The organism is Clostridium cellulovorans 743B, assembly GCF_000145275.1.
Classification (GTDB): domain Bacteria; phylum Bacillota; class Clostridia; order Clostridiales; family Clostridiaceae; genus Clostridium_K; species Clostridium_K cellulovorans.
The window spans coordinates 3544431-3558968 of record NC_014393.1; the positions used below are offsets into that span (position 1 = coordinate 3544431).

Genomic DNA, 14538 nt, shown 5'->3' on the forward strand with positions numbered 1-14538 from the left:
GATTTTTATGGAAAAAGTTAAAATTGCACTACTTGGTTTTGGTAATGTTGGCCAAGGAGTATGGAAAATTCTGAACACAAATAAAAGAGAAATAATGATTAACTGTGGTTATGAAGTAGAAGTAGGAAAAATTCTTGTTAGAGATAAAAATAAACCTAGGGCTGTTGAAGTACCTGATTCTATAGTAACCACTGATATAAATGATATTTTAAGCGATAAAGACATTAAAATCGTTGTTGAATTAATGGGCGGCTCTGAACCTTCAAAGGAGTATATCCTAAGCTCATTAAAAGCAAAAAAACATGTTGTAACTGCAAATAAGTTACTTCTTGCAACTGTCGGAGATGAGCTCATATCAACTGCTGATGCTGAAGGTGTTCAATTTTACTACGAAGCTAGTGTTGGTGGTGGTATCCCTGTTATCCGTGAAATTAACGAAAGTCTTACAGCAAATAAAATCGAAAGCATAGTAGGAATTATTAACGGAACAACAAACTATATTTTAACTAAGATGTCTCAAGAATCTATGGGATTCGAAGAAGCTCTAAAAGAGGCTCAAGCTAAAGGTTATGCAGAAGCAGATCCAACTTCTGATGTTGAAGCATATGACTCTGTATATAAACTAGCTATAATGGCTTCATTAGCTTTCAGCACAAAGGTCGACTCTTCTTCAATTTATAGAGAAGGTATCTGCAAAATAGATTCTATAGATATCGATTATGCTAAGAAATTTGGCTATGTTATAAAGCTATTAGCTATTGGAAAGGAAATCGATAATGAACTTGAACTTAGAGTTCATCCAACAATGATATCTAAGAATCATCCTATAGCTAATATAAACGACTCTTTTAATGCAATATTCATAAAAGGAAATGCTGTTGGAGACCTATTGCTTTCTGGTAGAGGCGCTGGAGACCTTCCAACAGGTAGTGCTGTAGTTGGTGATATAATTTCTATCATAAGAAACAAAGCTGACTTACGCTCAATTGGAGAGATTAAAAGTAACTTACCACTAAAAAAAGTTAAGGATTTCAATGAAGCTACTTCAAGATATTATATAAGACTTCAAGTTGCTGATATTGCTGGAGTTTTAGGTGAAATAGCAGCAGTATTTGGTCAATATGATGTAAGCATACTTTCTGTTAATCAAGAAGTAATAGATAAAGATTCTGTTTCTTTAGTATTTATTACTCACTCTGCTAAGGAAGGAAATGTTAGCAATTCTATGAAGGTTATCGAATCTCTTGATCATGTTAATCAAATTGCTAGTATAATAAGAATAGAAGAATTTTAATATATATATGTTCCAAACATGAGAAACTACCTTTATTTTAAGTACTATATATAAATTTAGTGTAGAATTTCCAAATAGGACTTATATTATAAATGATTGATTTAAAAATTTAAGGAACATACTTTACGTGATAATGATAAAGTATGTTCCTTCTTTTATAGTTTAACTAAAAGCTTATTAATCTCTTCACTTACTACTGCTCTTTGACTTACTATCCATTCTAAATCCATCTCAATCTTAAAAACCTTAGAAAATGAATAATATAAGCTTATCTTTTGATAGAATGTTTCTAGTTCAGTTAATTCTAAGAATTTCAAACTTGGCTTTGTTAGTATTTTATTCTTTAAAACAAACAACTCATCTATATAACTTATAAAAGTTTGCATAATCTCTACATTAGACACATCAAAAGGAATTTTCAATAGCTGCCACTGATCTCTTTCACTAAGTTTATATCCCTTAACAGCATCTAAAACAATTAAATATTCGCTAACGTCCATCTTCCTGTAAAACGGTAACTCTTCCTCTTTCTCTGCCCAAATAGCCAACTTTTCGGCTAAAGGAAGACATTGTATCTTTAGTATTTCCTCACTAGGGCCTAAAACAGCACTTTCTATCTCATCATCCCTTACAGAAAGATATTCACTCAAATAGTTTTGATTCTCTTTATACGAAGCTACATAGCCAATATCATATATACCAAGACGCCCAGCTCTCCCGGCTATTTGCTTCACTTCCTGAGTAGTTAAATACCTTAATTGATTTCCATCAAACTTTCTAACATCCATAAAAATTATCCGTCTTATTGGAAGATTAACTCCCATACCTATAGCATCAGTTGTAATAAGAATTTCAGCCTCATTGCTTATAAATTGATCATATTGTTTTCTCCTCACCTCTGGTGGCAAGTCACCATATATCACACTTACCTTCTTATCAAGTTCTTTATAGTATGCAGCCAACTTCAACACCTTTTTCTTTGAAAAAACTACCAAAGCATCGCCAACTTGAACATCATTGTAATTAAAACTCTTCTCTTCCACTACTAATGGTAAATTCCGCTTATATTCTATGATTTCAAATACTTCATCGCAATCTTCTAAAATTTCCTTTAAGATCTCCTTTGAATTCAATGCACCACATATGTGTATTTCTATAGCTTTTAAACCTAACAACGCTTTTGTCCAAGCTGCACCTCTTTGATCATCATTAATCATTTGAATTTCATCTATTATGGCCACATCGTATTCATTCTTTATATCTAACTTTTCTATAGTGCAAGCTGTATGCTTAGCCCCTTCAATAATAACTTCCTCTTCACCTGTCTCTAGATTGCATAATACTCCTTCTTTATTTAGCTTTTCATAGTTTTCTAACGCTAGAATCCTCAAAGGTGAAAGATAGACTCCCGAACTAGCTGCCTTCAATTTATTCATTGCATTATAAGTTTTTCCTGTATTCGTATCACCCAGATGTAAATAAAACTTTCTTTTTATTCTTCTAGCTTCCTTATATTCATTTTTAGGGTTACTTGGAAACACTTCTTGGAATTCTTTCTTTATTAATTCTGGTATATGATAAGCAGTAAGAACACTAATGATTCCAGACTTTACATAACTATTGTAATTTCCTCTTATTACCTCATTAAAATTAAATTGTGTTTTATTTCTAAAATTATAATCCTGTAATAGCCTTAACGATATGTCATCAAATATTTCTAAGTATTGATTATATACTTTACTATAGTCCCTTATAGCTGCATTCTCATATTCTCTTAGTTCTTTCAACTTTCTTCTTACTGCTGCTTCGTGTTCCCACAAACCGTGGGGCTTACTATGCTTTACAATTGTCTCTATTTGACTTAACTGATTTTTCAATTTTCTAAAGTTTCTTTCAACCGCTGCTTTCTTCATACATTTTCTCCATGATCATTTATATTCCATAAATAACTTCAACATTTTTCATTTTACATTTAACATCTGTAGCATATCTTTATCTTATGCAATTTTACCATATTTTAATATCCCATATATATGAAACTATATAAAAAGCCTACGAATATTTTAAAAATAATATTCATCTCAAAGCTTTTTTAATGAATTATCTTTTCCTATTTAGAACATCCTAAATCTGAAACCCATGATATCCTATAAACAGCAAAAACCCTGCAGAATAAATTCTGCAGGGTTTTTTTAATTATCTTTGGAATCCGCCTCTATTGCTGTTTTGCTTTCTAGCTCTTCTGCAATCTGGGCATCTTTGTGGTTCGTTTTCGAATCCTTTTTCTTTGTAGAAAGCTTGCTCGCCTTCTGTGAATACAAATTCTTTTCCACAATCTTTACATACTATTGTTTTATCTGCCATTTTGAACATTCTCCTTTTTCTGGATAAATTAAGATTTTAACACTGACCTATTCATACCTAAAAAAGGGAATGCATTTAATCGTATTAAATCTTTACTTGTGTAGTCTTTTCTTACAACAATATAATATTAACACATATGAAAAAACCCTTCAAGCTTTTTTTAAAAAACTTTTTAATAATTTAAATAAAAATAATTTAATTTATATTTATAGCCAGGTCTTGCCTGGATTTTTTTCTATCTTATGTTAGTTGTTAATTTTTTTATACATAAGGATCATTTCTTTTACAAGATCCTTCATAACTTCTGTAGTCATTAATTGATCTTCAGCGTGCATAAGAATTAATGAAACTGTTGTAGGCTCCCCTTGTGCCTCTTTTTGAATCAATCCAAAATGCGCGTGATGCGCTTCTGTTAAATAAGTATCTGCTTCTTTCAATTTTGCTTCTGAACCCTCATAATTTGAGTTTCTAGCCTCTACTAACCCTTCCATAATTAAGGACTTTGCCATTCCTACATTACTTATAAGGTTAAAAGCAACTTGTTCTAATTCATCCATTTTCTCGTCCTCTTTTCTTCATTTTTTATAAAATAATAATCTGGGAATTTTATGAACTCCCAGATTAAATTTACTGCATAGTTTTATCGGATGTGCACTGAGTAATATATCGCCATCCCATACTGTGACTTAGATTTAAAAGTATTCTTTATATAGGCCTCTGTAGCCGCTGCATCCATGTCACTTTCGACACTAAGCATTGACTTTATTTTAGTAGTTTCAACCAATTCGCATTTTACATGCTCATCTTGGTAGTCCTTAAAAAAATCATTTAAATGTTTTATTTGTGCTGAGTTCAATTCTACATTATACTTACCCATCTGCTCATCTCCTATACTATAAAATTAATATTTTCTATTCAGTTGCACCTGATTTATTAGCTGCCATAACAAATGGTATGTAAACAACAACTGATATTGCAACAAGTACAAGTGATATTAATAATGCTAATGGCTCTTGTGTTGCAAAGAATGCAGCTAGTGGTCCTGGTGTTGTCCATGGCACGTTAAATGCTAGTGGTGGAATTATTTCAAAATGGATACATAAGTAACCTATAAATACATTTACAACTGGTAATATTACGAATGGTAATATAAATATTGGGTTTAATACTATTGGTAACCCGAATATTATTGGTTCGTTAATGTTAAATATTGCAGGTCCGATAGCTAATTTATTAAGCGATTTGAAATCTTCTCTTTTTGAAACTAATATTATAGCAATGATAAGACCGATAGTCATACCTGAACCACCCATGTTACCAAAGGCGTCAACTAATTGCCATGTAATTTCATTTGGTGCACCCCATGCTGTTCCGTTTGCTGAAGCATAAGCTAAGTTGTCATTTTTTGGTCCTTCAAACATAGCGCTTTGAATAGCGTTAACTGTGTTTGGTCCGTGGATACCGAATATCCATAATAAATTACTAAGAGTAAGTAATATTAATAATGTTCCAATGTTTTGTCCTAGACCTTCTAATGGTTTTTGGATAGCTGAATAAACTATTGGGAAAATACCGTCTGCGTTAACTTTAGTAGCTAAGAAGTTAACTACTGTAACTATAAATATCATTATAAATATTGGAATTAAAACTTTAAATGATCTTGCAACTGCTGGTGGTACTGAATCTGGCATCTTAAATTGAAGTTTTTCAACTTTAGATAATCTTGCGAAACCTTCACCAACTAAGAATCCTATGAACATAGCAACGAAGATACCTTTTGTTCCAAAATATCCGCCTGCTGTTTTAGCTAAATCTGGATAAAGGATGAAGAAAGATGAAAAACCTAATAATCCACCTATTAAATCATCTCCACCTAGTGTTTTAACTAAGTTTCTAGTAATTAAGAAACAAACTAATAAGGATAATATGTTTAATGTTCCGTTGTTAGCTGGCCATAAAACTGGAGCTACTTCTGTTAAACCTGGTATTAATTTACCTAACATTAACTTATCATATACGAAACCATCTGCTGCAAAGAATGCACAGTTAAGCATTACGATAAATGATCCTGCCATTGTTAATGGTAACACTAGGATAAATGCGTCTCTTAGCGCTGCTAAGTGTCTTTGAGCGTTTAGCTTCATAGCTATTGGAAGAAGACTTTTCTCAGCAACAGCTTCAAATCTGTCCATGAAACCTTTTTTGTTTGATTGACTCACTTTGATAACCCCCATTATATATTTTTTTCTGATAGATTTATTAATTAAGTACTTTTAAAGTATCAATTAACCGATTAACTTCATAGCCATTTCAAATACAGCTTTTCCATTCATCATTCCATAATCTTTCATATCGATTATGTCAACTGGAACTCTGCCTTTGATAACAGCATCAACTTGTGGTTTTTGGTATCTTACTTGTGGTCCAAGTAAAACTACATCAACAGAATCTGCTACGCTAGCACATTCAGCAACCGGTAATGCGAAAATTTCGATTTCAATTGATTTCTCAATTGCTGCTTGTTGCATTTTTGTAACTAATAAGCTGGTAGACATTCCAGCAGAACAAACTAATAATATTTTTTTCATAATTAAATACCCCTCCTAAATTTTAAGCTATTGTATATGAATTTTTATAGCTTTTCACCATTGCTTTGGATAACATCTCTATACCAATAAAAACTCTTTTTAGGTATACGAGCTAAATCCTTTTCACTTTCCTCATCTCTGTTTACATAAACAAAACCATAACGTTTTTGGTAACCATTTAACCAACTTAATAAATCTGTAAATGACCACGTGCAGTAACCAATAAGTTCTACTCCGTCTGTTATAGCTTCTTGACAAGCTTCAATGTGAGATCTTAAGTAATCAATTCTGTAATCATCAAATATTTGCTTGTCCTCAGTAAGTTTATCAAACTCACCTAAACCGTTTTCTGTAATTAGTACAGGCAATCCATATCTATTTGTAAGTCTTCTTAAACTGATTCTCAAACCTTCTGGATCGATTTCCCAATCCCAATTTGTTGCTTTAAGATTTGGATTTTTCTTAGTTTTGTATAGTCCTGGTACTCCTGATTCTTCAGTTGTTCCTTTTTTGCCTGAAGTGTTAACCTTTCCAGCACCAACGCCATCTAAAGGATTCATTTCATAAGTTTCTGATCTATAATAATTCATTCCTAAGAAGTCAGGTTTTCCTTGTTTCAAAAGCTCAAAGTCCCCTTCTTCTATAGTTGGGGTAAGTCCTTTTTCTTCAAGATAGTTCCAAATCGCTTTAGGATATTCACCATTACAATAAACTTCAAGCCACCAATGACTATTATACTCTTCTGCATTTTCATAAGCTAAGATATCTTCTGGTTTACATGAGAATGGATATGCTGGTGTATATGCAAAGCTTGGCCCAACTTTTCCATCAGGAACATATTGTTTAAAAGAACAGATAGCTTTAGCATTTGCTAAGTTTGCAATATGATTAGCTTCATACATTCTCTTTAAATCACTTACTCCTGGTGGGTGCATAGCTCCTCTATAACCATGACCTATAAATACGTTTTGTTCATTTAATGTAACCCAATACTTAACTCTGTCACCAAACTTTTTGAATAAGGTTACGCAATAATTATTAAAATCTTCTATAATTTCTCTTGACTCCCATGCACCATATAAATCCATAAGCTTCTGCGGAGCATCCCAGTGATAAATAGTTACAATTGGTTCAATATTATACTTGATAAGTTCATTAATAAGGTTATCATAAAACTCTAAACCTTTTTCGTTTACTTCGCCTCTACCTTCTGGAAAAATTCTTGTCCACGCTATAGAGAATCTGTATGCCTTTAATCCCATTTCTGCCATTAAGGCAACGTCTTCTTTATATCTATGGTAGTGATCTACTGCTACATCACCGTTAGTGTTTTTGTAAGTACGATTCTCTGCTCTAACATATTCATCCCATACAGAAATCCCTTTACCATCTTCGTTATAGGCACCTTCTATTTGGTATGCTGCTGTTGCAGATCCCCAAAGAAAATTTTTCGGGAATGGCTTCAAATGCTTGTGTATCACATTCATCACTCCTTTCATGTTCTTATTGTATTCTTTTCAATAAGTCATGTAAAGGTTTTGATGTTATTAAATAACATTTATTCTGTAATGTAACTATGTACGCATAAAAAACACCTTGTTACATGTAGGATATACGAAAACTGTATATTTTATGAAATTCCCTATAATTCGCGGTTATTCATAAGTTCATGAACCTTCTTAGCTATGGTCTCGACAATAAATATCGATGGTACTTGTGATGTAATATCCCTATATTCTAATCCATTATCAGCAAAACTTTCTTGTTGAATATAGTAAGATATATTGACATCTGCCATCTTTGATAATGGTGAACTCTTCCTATTAGTTACACTTATTATCTTACTTCCTCTTTCTTTAAATATATTTGTGAGTCTTAATATCGAATCACTCTCACCAGAAACTGAAATAGCAATAGTCACACTATTCTTTATAATGTCACCGGTTAATGGATAGTACGGATCATCTATGTACAAAGCAAATTTACCCAAACTTGATAGATATCTTGCTCCATAACCAGAACTATGACCTGAATTACCGATACCTATAAACAACACATTTTCTTGTTCATGAATCAATTTTGCAGCTTTGTTCATAGCATCATCTAAATCGCCATTTACAACTCTTTCTAAAAAGTCCTCAAGGATTCCTGTACTAAGCATTAGTTTAGAATCATTTCTTTTGTACTCCTTTAGGTATAACTTTAGCATTGTCTTAAAATCAGAATATCCTTCACAACCCATTGCTTTACAAAATCTTATGATAGTAGTAGTTGAAACATGAGTTTCCTGGGCTAATTCTCTTATCCTCATATAAACTACTTTCTCCATATTTTCACTTATATACCTATAAAGTTGCAATTCCAAGTCATTAAGGTTATTTACGTTTCCAACATTAAACATATATACCTCCCTATCTGTTATTTAGATGTCTCTTCAAGCTTATGATATCTTTATTAATTAATTAATAATATAGCATATAATTGCAATTAAGTTAAACATTATTATTCTATCACGAATTGTAATCATTTACAACGGTTTCACGCCGCAACACCAAAGGATTCTACTCCTTTTTTATCCCACTATTTACTTTTTTCTTTACGCTTCTCTAAAATCCATAGGGTCTCTATATAAATATTGAGTTATAATTTATTAACCTCTTAGTTTCTTTTAGTTTTTAAGGATTCATAAATCAATTTCTTCAATTAGAAACCCTATATTTTTCTAAAGTATCACACTTAACCTTGTTCTTGTCCGCCTATAAACATAGCAATTAATATTAATACAGCTCCAATTCCAGCTCTTAATGAAAGCATATCTCCTATAAATAAAGAGAAAAAAACACCAAATACTGGTTCACACAAATAAATCACTGCTGCATGAGCTGGATTTATTAATGGTTGCATTTTATTTTGCATAACCATAGCAAATCCACTTCCTAATAATCCCGTTACAAGTATACACAAAATTACACTAGTACTAGTATAGTCTATATGGTATCCCTCTTGCAGAAAAGCTACAGGTGTAGCTAGAATACTCATGGTTATAAGTTCTACCATTGCTAAAGTTATTCCATCAAAGCTACTTCCAAACTTATCTACTAAAAGCATCTGCACTGAAAACACTAAAGCACATAACAAAGTTAATATATCTCCGATATTAATTCCTGCATCACCATTATAGGTCATTAATATGAGTCCAATGATTGAAATAACTATCGACATAACCATTCTTCTTGTTGGCGGTTTTTTATAAATGATAATCATAAATATAGGCACAAAAATAACACTAAAACCTGTAATAAAACTCGATTTACTCGGAGTAGTGTATAACATACCTCCTGTTTGTAAAAAACTCCCTACCATTAGTGCGATAGCAATCAATACCCCTGCTTTTATTGTCTTCCAATTTATAATACTTATTCTCTTTCTAAAAATAATTATTAACATCAATGAAGCAAGTAAGCTTCGAACAGAAACCAGGGTATATGGACCTATTCCGCCTAATGCTAAACTAGTTAACGGAAACCCCAACCCCCATATAGCAGTTAATAGTACTAATATGATTTGAGCCTTTAATTCTTTCCTCATTATTTTCTCCTTTGCTTTTTTCCTTTAAAAGTTCGACTTTTGCATACTACAAGACGTGATATTTATACTATAATAATTCCATTAACTCTTCAGTAAATATTATAACATTTTTCGGCTTCAAAAACATGAATTGAAAATAATTCCATTGCAAAAGTGTATACATTCGAACAATTGATTTATAATAATACAGTTACTAAAAAAACTATTAAAAAAGTAATATTTTTAATAAAAATTTTTTGTTATTTTTTTTATATTGTGATATACTAATATATAAAGAACACGTTTGTGATATAAAAATTTATATATCAGCAATACTGCGTGTTAACTTAGGAGGATATTTCATGAAAACTGGTACAGTAAAATGGTTTAATCAAGAAAAAGGCTTTGGTTTTATCGAAGTAGAAGGAGAAAATGACGTTTTCGTTCACTTTAGCGCTATTCAAAGCGACAGCCCAAGAAAAAATCTTGAAGAAGGCGAAAAAGTTGAATTCGAAGTAGAGCAAGGACCAAAAGGTCTTCAAGCTGCTAACGTTGTAAAGTTAGGCTAATCTAGCTTTTCTAATAGTAAATTTAAAATTTAACTATTAAGTATAATACCACCTTATTTAAGGTGGTTTTTATATTGTTTTTTATCTCTATGAGAACTACATTTTTTGCCAGTTCATGATAACACCTTAATTTTTCACTATAAGAAAACTCATTTTTCACTTTAAAAGAATTTTTAATTTCTACCCATAATAAAAAGAAGTTGCCACAAAATATTTTTGGACAACTTCTTTTTTCTATTTTAAATAGCTTCTTCTACTAAATTTGATCCAGTAAATTGGCTATTATATAAATCAGCGTAGAATCCACCTTTTTCAAGAAGTTCATTATGAGTTCCTTGTTCTATTACAGTTCCATGATTCATAACTAAGATTAAATCCGCATTTTTTATTGTTGATAATCTATGAGCTATTACGAAACTTGTTCTTCCTTCCATCAAGTGGTTCATTGCCTTTTGTATATAAACCTCTGTTCTTGTATCTACACTACTTGTAGCTTCATCAAGGATTAATATCGATGGATTTGCTATAATAGCTCGTGCTATTGTTAACAATTGTTTTTGTCCTTGAGAAATATTTGAAGCCTCTTCGTTCAATATTGTATCGTAACCTTGAGGAAGCGTCTTTATAAAATGATGAGCATGTGCTGCTTTAGCTGCATTTATTATTTGCTCTTCTGTTGCATCCTCACAAGAATATTTAATATTATCTCTTATAGTTCCATTAAACAACCAAGTATCTTGAAGTACCATACCAAACATAGTTCTTAAATCCCCACGATTTAATGATTTTATATCTACTCCATCAATAGTTATCTTTCCATTATTTAATTCATAGAAACGCATAAGAAGGTTAACAAGAGTTGTTTTACCAGCACCAGTTGGTCCTACTATTGCAACAGTTTGACCTGGTTTTGCTGTAATATTCATGTTTTCTATAAGCTTTACATCTTCTTTATAACTAAAATCAACATTTTCAAAGTTAACTAAGCCTTTAGGCTTATCAATTGCTTTGGTAGTGTTTTCATCTGGTATTTGTTCTTCCTCATCAAGCACTTCAAAAACACGCTCTGCAGCAGCCACAGTTGATTGAAGTATATTTGCTATATTAGCTGTTTGAACTATCGGCATTGTAAATTGTCTTGAATATTGTATAAATGCTTGTATATCACCAACTGTTATCTTTCCGTTAACAGCTCTTAAACCACCAACTATACATACAAAAACATAACCTAGATTACCAACAAAGTTTAACAGTGGCATTATTATCCCTGAAATAAATTGTGATTTCCATCCTGAATCATATAGTTCATCATTTAGCTTATCAAATTGTTCTATAGACTTTTTCTCATGTCCAAAAGCTTTAACGATGTTATGACCAGTGTACATTTCTTCAACATGCCCATTGATTTGTCCTAAAGTTTTTTGTTGTGCTTTAAAATATCCTTGAGATTTTTTAGCTATCATTTGCGTTATGATAACACTTACTGGTAAAGTTACTACTGCAATCAATGTCATCACTGGGCTTATAGAAAGCATCATGATAAATATACCAATTATAGTAACTACTGAAGTTATAAGTTGAGTTAAACTTTGTTGAAGTGTACTTCCTACAGTATCTAAATCATTAGTTACACGGCTCAATACTTCCCCATGTGTACGTGCATCAAAATACTTAAGTGGTAGCTTTGTGAATTTTTCATTTACATCTTTACGCATCTCATAAACAGTTTTTTGAGATACTCCAGACATCAAATATTGTTGTATAAACCCAAATATCGCACTTATTACATATAAGCATATTAAAAATAGGATTATATCTGAAATATACTTAAAATCTATACTTGGTTTATTATCATCAAATATTGAATTTAATTTATCAATATCTGCAGAAGCCATAGAATTTTTAACAGATTCAACTTCACTTTCATCCAGATACTTATTTAATATTTCATTGGCTTTATCCACTTTTTCTTGATTTTCAGGAGTATTAGCCGTAGCTGCTGCTTCCTTCATCGCCTTTTGCGATTCTGCTTTTATTATTTCTGCTTGTTCTGGATGTTGACTAATTTTTTCTTGGATAGCTTTATTCTGCTCTTCCATAGCAGTTTTCTGCTGTTCAGTTGCTTCAATTACTCCCTTTGAGACAGCACTGTATTCAAATTTTGCAATTACACCTTCAAAAAGTTTTGTTGTAGCTCTTCCCATTACCTTTGGACTGTAAATACTAAAAATAGTACTCAATATAGCAAAAATTAGTACAACAATTAACGTTCCTTTTCTAGGAGATAAATATTTTAAAAGTCTTCTAAAAGTACCTTTAAAATCCTTTGCTTTTTCAACTGGTCTTCCAATTGTACCTCCTGGACCACCATGACCTGGTCCACCTTGTCTTTTTTCTTTGCTCATCTTTTCTTCACTCATGCCAATTCCTCCTCTGAAAGTTGAGAGGAAACAATCTCTCTATATACCTCGTTTCCTTGTAACAATTCTTTGTGAGTTCCCATTCCTACTATTTTGCCATCTTCTAATACTATTATTCTATCTGCGTCCATAACTGTAGTTACTCTTTGGGCAACTATTATTACTGTAGCGTCCTTTGTTTCACCTTTAAGAGCAGCTCGTAATTTAGCATCTGTTTTAAAATCCAAAGCTGAAAAGCTATCATCAAATACATATATTTCAGGCTTTCTTATTAATGCTCTAGCTATTGAAAGACGTTGTTTCTGTCCTCCAGAAACATTATTTCCACCTTGTGCAATGTATGAATCATAACCTTCGCCAAGTTCTGATATGAAGGACTCCGCTTGAGCAACCTTTGCTGCATGAGCTATTTCAATATCTGTAGCATCTTCTTTTCCATATCTAAGGTTTTCTTTAATAGTGCCACTAAATAGGACTGCTTTTTGTGGAACAAGCCCTATTTTCTTTCTTAATGTTTCTTGAGACATTTCTTTTACACTAACACCATCAACAAGTATATCTCCCTTTTCAACATCATAAAATCTTGGAATAAGGTTTACTAGAGTTGATTTTCCAGAGCCTGTACCACCTATAATAGCAGTAGTTTCCCCTGGCTTAGCACTAAAAGATATATTTTCAAGTACCGATTCCTCAGCACCAGGATATCTAAAGGTTACATCCTTAAATTCAATATACCCTTGCATTGAACTTCCATTCTTAGTTCTATTTATATCTTTTATCTCTAATTCTGTATCAAGAACTTCATTAATTCTTTGTGATGAAGCTTGAGCACGTGGTACTAAAACAAACATCATTGTAAGCATTAATATTGAAAACATCATTTGCATTATATATTGGATAAATGCTAGTAATGACCCTACTTGCATATCTCCAGTATCAATTCTCTTGCCGCCAAACCATAAAATACAAATAGTTGTAAGATTAAATATTAACATTAGAACTGGCATTAATATAGACATAATCTTATTAACCTTAATATTTGTATCTGTAAGATCTTCATTAGCTTTATCAAATCTAACTTTTTCATATTCAACTTTGTTAAATGCTCTTATTACTCTCATCCCTGTAAGATTTTCACGAAGTACTAAATTAAGTTTATCTACTTTTGATTGGATAATCTTAAATAGAGGAAGAGCTTTTACCATAATAAGTCCAATTACCACAGCAATAACGGGAATTACAACCAAAATAACCCAAGACAATCCTGAATCTTCTTTTATTGCCATAATCGCTGCACCTATACTCATAATTGGTGCGTAAAGCATCATTCTAAGTATCATTATTGCAACTTGCTGGATTTGAGTAATGTCATTAGTAGTTCTTGTAATAAGTGATGCTGTTCCAATTTTATCCACTTCATTTAATGAAAATTCTTCAACTTTATGAAAAACCTCTTTTCGTAAAATTGTTCCAAAACCTACGGCACTTTTTGTAGCCAGTAAAGTTGCCAAAATAGCAGCAATTCCACTTAATCCAGACACAAGAATCATTCTTATTCCTGTTTGCCAAATATAAGAATTGTCTCCATCTACAATACCCTTATTAATTATATCTGACATTAGGGTTGGCAGATATAATTCAGCTATTGCTTGTGTAAAAAGCAGTGCCAAGATAGCAACTACATGAAATTTGTACGGCTTTAAATACCTTAATAATTTTATCATCGGCAATCATCT

General features: G+C 31.8%; 13 protein-coding genes. 2 read left to right on the top strand and 11 right to left on the bottom strand.

Features of this window, described 5'->3' with window-relative positions:
* Positions 1 to 7: 7 nt before the first annotated feature.
* On the top strand, positions 8 to 1294 hold the full coding sequence (locus CLOCEL_RS14415) for a homoserine dehydrogenase (protein ID WP_010075664.1): 1287 nt from the start codon (positions 8 to 10) through the stop codon (positions 1292 to 1294).
* 155 nt (positions 1295 to 1449) lie between these two features.
* Here CLOCEL_RS14415 and CLOCEL_RS14420 read toward each other — a convergent pair whose 3' ends face one another.
* From CLOCEL_RS14420 to CLOCEL_RS14460, 9 genes are all read right to left on the bottom strand, one after another.
* A complete protein-coding gene (locus CLOCEL_RS14420) occupies positions 1450 to 3207 on the bottom strand; it encodes a helicase-related protein (protein ID WP_010075665.1) in 1758 nt (585 codons plus the stop codon).
* Positions 3208 to 3490: 283 nt separating this feature from the next.
* Positions 3491 to 3658, bottom strand: a complete 168-nt coding sequence (locus CLOCEL_RS14425; protein WP_010075666.1) for a zinc-ribbon domain-containing protein — start codon at positions 3656 to 3658, stop codon at positions 3491 to 3493.
* Positions 3659 to 3903: 245 nt separating this feature from the next.
* Positions 3904 to 4215: a PTS sugar transporter subunit IIA gene (locus CLOCEL_RS14430; protein WP_010075667.1), complete on the bottom strand. Its 312-nt coding sequence runs from the start codon at positions 4213 to 4215 to the stop codon at positions 3904 to 3906.
* Positions 4216 to 4298: 83 nt separating this feature from the next.
* Entirely contained in the window at positions 4299 to 4535 is a 237-nt protein-coding gene (locus CLOCEL_RS14435; RefSeq protein WP_010075668.1) for a hypothetical protein, read from the bottom strand.
* Between the two features lie 34 nt (positions 4536 to 4569).
* Entirely contained in the window at positions 4570 to 5877 is a 1308-nt protein-coding gene (locus CLOCEL_RS14440; protein ID WP_010075669.1) for a PTS sugar transporter subunit IIC, read from the bottom strand.
* Positions 5878 to 5943: 66 nt separating this feature from the next.
* Positions 5944 to 6246, bottom strand: a complete 303-nt coding sequence (locus CLOCEL_RS14445; protein WP_010075670.1) for a PTS sugar transporter subunit IIB — start codon at positions 6244 to 6246, stop codon at positions 5944 to 5946.
* Between the two features lie 44 nt (positions 6247 to 6290).
* The gene (locus CLOCEL_RS14450; RefSeq protein ID WP_010075671.1) at positions 6291 to 7727 is read right to left on the bottom strand and encodes a glycoside hydrolase family 1 protein; all 1437 of its coding nucleotides are present in this window, start codon (positions 7725 to 7727) and stop codon (positions 6291 to 6293) included.
* 161 nt (positions 7728 to 7888) lie between these two features.
* A complete protein-coding gene (locus tag CLOCEL_RS14455; RefSeq protein WP_010075672.1) occupies positions 7889 to 8647 on the bottom strand; it encodes a MurR/RpiR family transcriptional regulator in 759 nt (252 codons plus the stop codon).
* Positions 8648 to 8982: 335 nt separating this feature from the next.
* On the bottom strand, positions 8983 to 9834 hold the full coding sequence (locus CLOCEL_RS14460; RefSeq protein ID WP_010075673.1) for a DMT family transporter: 852 nt from the start codon (positions 9832 to 9834) through the stop codon (positions 8983 to 8985).
* Between the two features lie 341 nt (positions 9835 to 10175).
* Between CLOCEL_RS14460 and CLOCEL_RS14465 the strand changes: the two genes are divergently transcribed.
* Positions 10176 to 10382: a cold-shock protein gene (locus CLOCEL_RS14465; protein ID WP_010075674.1), complete on the top strand. Its 207-nt coding sequence runs from the start codon at positions 10176 to 10178 to the stop codon at positions 10380 to 10382.
* A gap of 239 nt (positions 10383 to 10621) precedes the next feature.
* On the opposite strand, the gene CLOCEL_RS14470 is transcribed toward CLOCEL_RS14465, so the two are convergent.
* A complete protein-coding gene (locus CLOCEL_RS14470) occupies positions 10622 to 12802 on the bottom strand; it encodes an ABC transporter ATP-binding protein (protein ID WP_010075675.1) in 2181 nt (726 codons plus the stop codon).
* Complete coding sequence (locus CLOCEL_RS14475; protein ID WP_010075676.1) at positions 12799 to 14526, bottom strand: ABC transporter ATP-binding protein; 1728 nt, start codon at positions 14524 to 14526, stop codon at positions 12799 to 12801. Before CLOCEL_RS14475 ends, CLOCEL_RS14470 begins: the two co-directional genes overlap by 4 nt.
* Between the last annotated feature and the right edge of the window lie 12 nt (positions 14527 to 14538).

Excerpts from the sequence above, each read along its gene's own strand:
- CLOCEL_RS14415 (WP_010075664.1), top strand. The coding sequence starts at position 8 with ATGGAAAAAGTTAAAATTGCACTACTTGGTTTTGGTAATGTTGGCCAA.
- CLOCEL_RS14420 (WP_010075665.1), bottom strand. The coding sequence starts at position 3,207 with ATGAAGAAAGCAGCGGTTGAAAGAAACTTTAGAAAATTGAAAAATCAG.
- CLOCEL_RS14425 (WP_010075666.1), bottom strand. The coding sequence starts at position 3,658 with ATGGCAGATAAAACAATAGTATGTAAAGATTGTGGAAAAGAATTTGTA.
- CLOCEL_RS14430 (WP_010075667.1), bottom strand. The coding sequence starts at position 4,215 with ATGGATGAATTAGAACAAGTTGCTTTTAACCTTATAAGTAATGTAGGA.
- CLOCEL_RS14435 (WP_010075668.1), bottom strand. The coding sequence starts at position 4,535 with ATGGGTAAGTATAATGTAGAATTGAACTCAGCACAAATAAAACATTTA.
- CLOCEL_RS14445 (WP_010075670.1), bottom strand. The coding sequence starts at position 6,246 with ATGAAAAAAATATTATTAGTTTGTTCTGCTGGAATGTCTACCAGCTTA.
- CLOCEL_RS14455 (WP_010075672.1), bottom strand. The coding sequence starts at position 8,647 with ATGTTTAATGTTGGAAACGTAAATAACCTTAATGACTTGGAATTGCAA.
- CLOCEL_RS14460 (WP_010075673.1), bottom strand. The coding sequence starts at position 9,834 with ATGAGGAAAGAATTAAAGGCTCAAATCATATTAGTACTATTAACTGCT.
- CLOCEL_RS14465 (WP_010075674.1), top strand. The coding sequence starts at position 10,176 with ATGAAAACTGGTACAGTAAAATGGTTTAATCAAGAAAAAGGCTTTGGT.
- CLOCEL_RS14470 (WP_010075675.1), bottom strand. The coding sequence starts at position 12,802 with ATGAGTGAAGAAAAGATGAGCAAAGAAAAAAGACAAGGTGGACCAGGT.
- CLOCEL_RS14475 (WP_010075676.1), bottom strand. The coding sequence starts at position 14,526 with ATGATAAAATTATTAAGGTATTTAAAGCCGTACAAATTTCATGTAGTT.